This window comes from Blastococcus sp. CCUG 61487 (genome assembly GCF_005222955.1).
GTDB lineage: Bacteria > Actinomycetota > Actinomycetes > Mycobacteriales > Geodermatophilaceae > Blastococcus.
The window spans coordinates 21,861-29,068 of the sequence record NZ_LWUA01000018.1 but is presented as its reverse complement, the minus strand read 5'-3'; the positions used below and the strand labels follow the sequence as shown (position 1 = coordinate 29,068).

Here is a 7,208-nt window from a genome sequence, read left to right as displayed (position 1 = left end):
CGCCCTCGCCGGCGAGGGCGCCGTCGGCGTCCAGGATCACCGCGCCGACGGCGGGGTTGGGGCTGGTGGTGCCGAGCACCGACTCGCCGAGCTCCCGGGCCCGGCGCATGGCTGACAGTTCGGCGGGGCTCATCCCTGCATCGCCGCGGCCGCCTGCGCGCGCAGGGCGGCGATGGCCTTCGCCGGGTCCTCGGCGCCGTAGACGGCGGAGCCCGCGACGAACATGTCGACGCCGGCCTCCGCGGCCTGCTCGATGGTGTCGGCGTTGATGCCGCCGTCGATCTCCACGATCAGCTGCAGATGCCCGGTGTCCACCAGCTCGCGGGCCGTGCGCACCTTGGGCAGCACGTCGGCGATGAACGCCTGACCGCCGAAGCCGGGCTCGACGCTCATCACCAGCAGGGTGTCGAAGTCGCGCAGCACCTCGAGGTGGTCCTCGAGCGGCGTCCCGGGCTTGATCGCCAGCCCGGCCAGCGCGCCGGCGGCGCGGAGGTCGCGGGCGACGCCGCGGGGATCGGTGCAGGCCTCGGCGTGCACGGTGACGTTGCGGGCGCCCATCTCGGCGTAGCCCGGGGCCCACCGCTCGGGGTTCTCGATCATGAGGTGGCAGTCCAGCGGTACCGGGCTGACCTTCTGGATCGCCTCGGCGACCGGGAGGCCCAACGTCAGGTTCGGCACGAAGTGCGCGTCCATGACGTCGACGTGCAGCCAGTCCGCGTCGGCGACCCTGGCGACCTCGTCGGCGAGGTGGGCGAAGTCGGCGGAGAGGAGGCTGGGCGCGATCAGGGGCTGGCGGGACACGCCCGGAGTCTAGGTGGGGCCCGGATCGGTCAGCGGGTGCGGCGGAGCAGCGCCATGAACATGGCGTCGGTGCCGTGCCGGTGCGGCCACAGCTGTGCGTAGTCGCCGCGCGCGATGTCGGGCACCTCGGGGAACAGCGGGGCCACGGGCAGCACCTCGACGTCGTCCCGGGCGGCCGCGACGTCGACCACGCCGATCGTCTCCTCGGTGTGCGGGGAGCAGGTCACGTAGGCGACCACTCCCCCGGGCCGCACGGACGCCAGCGCGCCGGCCAGCAGCTCCAGCTGCAGCTCCACCAGCGGGGCGACGTCCTCCGGCGTCCGGCGCCAGCGCACCTCCGGACGGCGACGCAGCGCGCCCAGCCCCGTGCACGGCGCGTCGAGCAGCACGCGGTCGAACGAGGCTGCCTGCCACGGCGGCTCCCGCCCGTCGGCGGCCAGCACCTCGACGTCGGCCTCGTCCCGCAGCGCCCGGCGTACCAGGTCGGCCCGGTGCGGTGCCCGGTCCGCGGCGGTGAGCCGCACGCCCGCGGGCCGGACCGCGGCGAGCAGCCCGGCCTTGCCACCGGGGCCGGCGCACATGTCCAGCCACGCGGCGTCCGGTCCCTCCAGCGGCGCGCGGGCCAGGAGCAGGGCGGCGAGCTGGCTGCCCTCGTCCTGCACCGCGGCGCGCCCCGAACGCACCGACGGGAGCCGCCCGGGGTCCCCGCCGGGCAACCGGACGGCGAACGGCGACCAGGGCCCCGGCGACCCACCGGACTCCTCGATCAGCTCCGCGCGCGCGATCCGGCGGGCGACCAGGTGCACCTCCGGGGCGGCGTCGTCGGCCATGAGGGCGGGCTCCAGCTCCTCCTCGCCACCCAGCGCGTCGCGCCAGGCGTCGACGATCCACCGCGGGTGGTCCGAGACCAGGGCCAGCTGCTCGTCCCGATCACCGCCCAGGGTGTCGAGCCACTGCATGCGGTCCCCTCCGGCGGCGACCTTGCGCAGCACCGCGTTGACCAGCCCCGAGGCGCCGGTTCCGACGATCGCCCGGGTGAGGTCGACGGTCGTGTCGACGGCGGCGTGCGAGGGCACCCGCAGGTCGATCAGCTGGTAGGCCCCCAGCCGCAGCAGGTCGAGCACCCGCGGGTCCAGTTCCTCCAGCGGCCGGTCCACCAGCCGGCGGAGCACCGCGTCGAGGGTGCCGGTGGCGCGCAGCGTCCCGTAGGCGAGCTGGGTGGCGAAGGCGGCGTCCCGGGTGTCCAGGTCGCGCTCGCGCAGCAGCTGCGGGAGCAGCAGGTTGGCGTAGGCGTCCCGGGAGGTGACGCCGTCGAGGACGTCGTAGGCGGTGAGCCGGGCGCCGTCCAGCGGCCGTCGCCGGGCCGGTGGGCGGGACCGGTGGCCTCGCCCGGGGCCGCCGGAGGGCCGGCGGGGTGGCCGGGTCACTCCCCCAGCCTCTCGCCGGGAGCCGGCCGTGCGCCGCGGGCCCAGTCGGCGGCCGGGATCATCCGCTTGCCGGCCGGCTGCACCTCGCCCAGGACGACCGGGCCGCTGCCGGTGCCGACGTGGACCTCCCCGGAGTCCGCCAGGAGCTCGCCCTCGTCGAGCGACGGGCCGTCCAGGACCGGCGTGACCGGCCCGAGCCGCAGGCGGTCCCCGCGCCACGTCGTCCACGCGCCCGGGGCCGGGGTGACCCCGCGGATCCGCCGGTCCACCACGTGGGCCGGGAGCGCCCACTCCACCCGCGCGTCGGCGGGCTCGACCTTGGGCGCCAGGCTGACGCCCTCGGCCGGCTGCGGCCGCGGCTCCAGTGCACCCGCCGCGATGCCGTCGAGGGTGGCCGCGAGCAGCTGGGCGCCGCTGCGCGACAGCCGGTCCAGCAGGTCGCCGGCGGTGTCGCGGGGGCCGATCGCCTCGGTGAGCGTGCCGTACACCGGCCCGGTGTCGAGCCCCTCCTCGATGAGGAACGTGCAGGCGCCGGTGATCTCGTCACCGGCCATGATCGCGTGCTGCACCGGCGCGGCGCCCCGCCAGGCGGGCAGCAGCGAGAAGTGCAGGTTCACCCAGCCGTGCCGCGGGATCGCCAGGGCGGCGGGCGGGATGAGCGCCCCGTAGGCGACGACGGGGACGCAGTCGACGGCCAGCTCGGCCAGCTGCTCGAGGAACTCCGGATCGCGCGGCGAGCGCGGCTGGAGCACCGGGATGCCGGCGGCGTCGGCGCGCTCGGCCACCGGCGAGCGGCTGGACCTCCGGCCGCGTCCGGACCGGGCATCGGGCCGGGTGAGGACGGCGACGACCTCGTGGTCGGACGCGAGGAGCGCCTCCAGCGACGGGACGGCGGGCTCGGGCGTACCGGCGAACAGGAGCTTCAGTGGGGGCTCACCTTCACCACGGGCGCGGGCTCGCCGGCCGGGAGGTAGGCCTGCTCCCCCGCCCACTCGGCGTCGCGCAGCACGGCGAGCGCCGCCTCGCGGGCCTCGGCGTCGAGCCGGTCGACGAACAGCACGCCGTCGAGGTGGTCGACCTCGTGCTGCACCGCCCGGGCCAGCATGTGCGAGCCCTCGACGCGGATCGGGTCGCCGTGCATGTTCCAGCCGGTGGCGGCGACGTAGAGGTGCCGCCGGCAGTCGAACCGGAACCCCGGGATCGACAGGCAGCCCTCGGGGTCGATCTGCTCCTCGTCGCCGATCGGCGTCACCTCGGGGTTGACCAGGTGGCCGACCTCGCCGTCGACGTACCAGGTGAACACCCGCAGACCGACGCCGATCTGCGGCGCGGCGATCCCGGCGCCGCCGGCCGCGTGCATGGTGTCGGTCAGGTCGGTGACCAGCTGGCGCAGCTCGGCGTCGAAGTCGACGACCTCCTCGGCCCGGCGGCGCAGGACGGGGTCGCCCATCAGGCGGATCGGGGTGACGCTCACCGTTCGATCGTAGGTGGCCCCGAGTTGATCATCGGCTCCGTGCTCGACATCGAGGGCGACCCGCCGGCCCGGCGAGCACGCAGCCGATGATCAACTCCGGCGGGGCCTACACGAGGTCCAGCGGGTCCAGCTGGACGCGCACGTGCTCGGGCGCCTTCTTCGCGCTGCGCACGCCCTGCACCTCGGTGAGCGCGGCGGCCAACGCCGCCCCGGAGGCGCGCGGCACCCGCACCAGGTACCGCTCCCGCTCCCCCTCCTGCCCGGGCCGCGGTCGCTCGGGCACCGGCCCGAGCAGGTCGGCGTCGTCGGGCAGCCGCAGCGTCTCCAGGAACTCCGCCAGCGCCGCCGGCGAGCCGGTGAGCGAGGCCATGCGGCTGACCGGCGGGAAGCCGAGCTCGCGGCGGTCGGCCAGCTCCCGGGCCGCCAGGCCGGCCGGGTCCCAGCGCACCAGCGCCTGGACCACGGGGTGCCCACCGTCGGCGGTGACGACGACGGTGCCGCCGGCGGAGGCGGGCCGGACCAGCGCGGCGGCGTTCATCCACCGGCGCAGGCTCTCCTCGCCGGCGCGCAGGTCCGCCCGGCCCAGCAGCGCCCACGAGTCGAGCAGCAGCGCCGCGCCGTAACCGCCCTCGGCCACCGGCTCGGCGCCCGGCGTCGCCACCACGACCGCGGCTCCCCCGGGCACGGTGGCCAGCACCCCCGAGGTGCTGCCCGAGGTGCGGACCGGCGCCCCGGGGAACGCGCGGGCGAGCTCCTCGGCCGTCCGCGCCGCCCCGATCACCGCGGCCCGCAGCTTGGTGCCGTGGCAGTGCGGGCAGTCGAAGGTGGCCGCCGGGCGGGCGCACCACCGGCAGGCCGGGATCCGCGCGCCGCCGGGACCCGGCCGCGGCGCGATGCCGAGCGGTCCGGCGCAGTGCGCACAGCGGGCCGGCGCCCGGCAGCGGTCGCAGGCCAGCGACGGCACGTAGCCGCGACGAGGCACCTGCACCAGCACGGGGGCGTCGGCGGCGAGCGCCTTGCGCGCGGCCTCGTGCGCCACCGACGGCAGCCGCGCCGACCGCGCGGCCGGGTCGCGGGCCAGGTCGAAGTCGTCGCCGAGCGCCTGCACGCGCGGCGCGGCAGCACGCAGCACCGCGCGGTCGGCGACCAGTTCGTTCGCCCAGCCCGACTCCACCAGCAGCGCCGCCTCGGCGGTGCGGGCCGTGGCCGCGACGACCGCGGCGCAGTTGTCGAGCCAGGCGCGCTGGATCAGGACGTCCCGGGCGTGCGGATAGGGGGCGCGCTCGTCGGCGTGCAGGTCGTCGCCGTCGTCCCAGACCACGACGAGGCCCAGGTCGCGGACCGGCGCGAACATCGCCGCGCGCGTGCCCAGCACCACCTGGGCGGCGCCCCGCGAGGCGGCCAGGAACGACCGGTAGCGCTTCTCCGGCGAGTCGTCGGCGCGCAGCACGGTGAACGAGTGCGCCGGCAACAGCTCGGCGGCCGCGGCGGCGAGCCGGTCCAGGTCCTTGCCGTCGGGGAGGACGACCAGCGACCCGCGCCGGCCGGAGAGCGTCGCCCGGCACAGCTCGACCAGCCGGGCGGGCCAGTCCTCGCCGGGCAGCGCCGTCCAGACCGCGCGGGCCGGCCGGCCGTCGGCGAGGGCCTCGAGCAGCGCGGGTCCGGCGGTGTAGCGGGCGAACCCGGCCGGATCGGGCGGCTCGGGCAGGGCGTCCGGCGTCGGGCTCTCCCGCTTCTCGGCGTTCGCCCGGCGGGGCGGGATGGCCAGGCGCAGGACGTCGCCGGCCGTCCCGGCGTACCTGTCGGCGACGGTGCGCACGAGCCGGGCCACCTGCGGGGTGAGCACCGGCTCCCCGGACGGGACGTGCGACAGCGGCTGGAGCGAGCCGGCGAAGTCGGTGGACTCGCCGAGCTCCCAGATCACGCCGTCGACGAGCCGCCCGTGGAAGCGCACCCGCACCCGGCAGCCGGCCTGCACGATGTCGGCGAACTTCTCGGGGACGGCGTAGTCGAACGGCCGGTCGAGGTGCGCCAGCGGCACGTCCACCACCACCCGGGCCACGAGGGGGGCGGGCGGGGACGACGGCACGGCGGGGACCCTAATCACGCCCGCCGACACCGCCGGACGATGTGCAGCGGCGGCGCACTCCCACGCGGGGAATGCGCCGCCGGCGCACGGTGCATCGGTCTCGCGGAGACCGCGGGCTCAGGCCCCGACGGCCGAGCGCAGCGCGTCGACGCGGTCCAGCCGCTCCCACGGCAGGTCGACGTCGGTGCGGCCGAAGTGGCCGTAGGCCGCCGTCGGCGCGTAGATCGGGCGGAGCAGGTCGAGGTCCCGCACGATCGCGGCCGGGCGCAGGTCGAAGACCGTCGTGATGGCCTTCTCGAGGACGTCGTCGCCGACCGTGCCGGTGCCGAAGGTCTCGACGAACAGCCCCACCGGGTGCGCGGCGCCGATGGCGTAGGCCACCTGCACCTCGCAGCGCTTGGCCAGCCCCGCGGCCACGACGTTCTTGGCGACCCAGCGCATGGCGTAGGCGGCCGAGCGGTCCACCTTCGACGGGTCCTTGCCGGAGAACGCGCCGCCGCCGTGGCGGGCCATGCCGCCGTAGGTGTCGACGATGATCTTGCGGCCGGTCAGGCCGGCGTCACCCATGGGGCCGCCGATGACGAACTTGCCGGTCGGGTTCACCAGGAGCCGGTAGCCGTCGGTCGGCAGGCCGAGCGCGGCGAGCTCCGGCTCGACGACGAGCTCCTTGATGTCGGGCGCGAGCAGCTGATCGATCGAGATGTCCTCGGCGTGCTGCGAGGAGACGACCACGGTGTCGACGGCGACGGGCTTGTCGTCCTCGTAGACCACGGTGACCTGGGTCTTGCCGTCGGGACGCAGGTAGGGCACCGAGCCGTCCTTGCGCACCGCCGACAGCCGGCGCGACAGGCGGTGCGCCAGCGCGATCGGCAGCGGCATGAGCTCGGGGGTCTCGTCGGTGGCGTAGCCGAACATCAGGCCCTGGTCGCCGGCGCCCTGGCGCTCCAGCTCGTCCTCGGACGAGCCGGTGCGGGCCTCGTAGGCGGTGTCGACGCCCTGGGCGATGTCGGGCGACTGCGCGCCGATCGAGACGCTGACGCCGCAGGACGCGCCGTCGAAGCCCTTGCGGGAGGAGTCGTAGCCGATCCGCAGGATCGTGTCGCGGACGATCTGGGCGATGTCGACGTAACCGGAGGTGGTGACCTCGCCGGCGATGTGCACCTGCCCGGTCATGATCATCGTCTCGACGGCGACGCGGCTCTTGGGGTCCTGCGCGAGCATCGCGTCGAGGATCGAGTCGCTGATCTGGTCGGCGATCTTGTCCGGGTGGCCCTCGGTCACCGACTCGGAGGTGAAGAGACGGCGTGACATGTCGGTACTCCTGGGTCGGAAGACTGGGGCGGCGGGGTCGGGACGTGACCCTGGGAGGACGTTACCTGCCCGAGACCGGCGGTCGGCAGCCCCGGGGGGAAGGGGC

6 protein-coding genes are annotated in these 7,208 nt (G+C 76.2%); all 6 read right to left on the bottom strand.

Features of this window, described 5'->3' with window-relative positions; genetic code table 11:
- Positions 1 to 129 precede the first annotated feature (129 nt).
- The 6 genes from rpe to metK all read right to left on the bottom strand — a co-directional run bounded on the left by rpe (position 130) and on the right by metK (position 7,102).
- On the bottom strand, positions 130 to 801 hold the full coding sequence (rpe, locus tag A6V29_RS01950; RefSeq protein ID WP_137158722.1) for a ribulose-phosphate 3-epimerase: 672 nt from the start codon (positions 799 to 801) through the stop codon (positions 130 to 132).
- A 29-nt stretch (positions 802 to 830) separates the two neighbouring features.
- Positions 831 to 2,228 (bottom strand): RsmB/NOP family class I SAM-dependent RNA methyltransferase, encoded by a 1,398-nt coding sequence (locus A6V29_RS01945; RefSeq protein WP_137158721.1) that lies wholly within the window; start codon positions 2,226 to 2,228, stop codon positions 831 to 833.
- A complete protein-coding gene (fmt, locus tag A6V29_RS01940; protein ID WP_283956332.1) occupies positions 2,225 to 3,145 on the bottom strand; it encodes a methionyl-tRNA formyltransferase in 921 nt (306 codons plus the stop codon). The genes A6V29_RS01945 and fmt overlap by 4 nt, the downstream gene beginning before the upstream one ends.
- Before the next feature lie 5 nt (positions 3,146 to 3,150).
- A complete protein-coding gene (gene def / locus A6V29_RS01935; protein ID WP_137158720.1) occupies positions 3,151 to 3,702 on the bottom strand; it encodes a peptide deformylase in 552 nt (183 codons plus the stop codon).
- Positions 3,703 to 3,808: 106 nt separating this feature from the next.
- Positions 3,809 to 5,791: a primosomal protein N' gene (locus A6V29_RS01930; protein ID WP_249932928.1), complete on the bottom strand. Its 1,983-nt coding sequence runs from the start codon at positions 5,789 to 5,791 to the stop codon at positions 3,809 to 3,811.
- Between the two features lie 117 nt (positions 5,792 to 5,908).
- Complete coding sequence (gene metK, locus A6V29_RS01925) at positions 5,909 to 7,102, bottom strand: methionine adenosyltransferase (protein WP_137158719.1); 1,194 nt, start codon at positions 7,100 to 7,102, stop codon at positions 5,909 to 5,911.
- Positions 7,103 to 7,208: the final 106 nt, after the last annotated feature.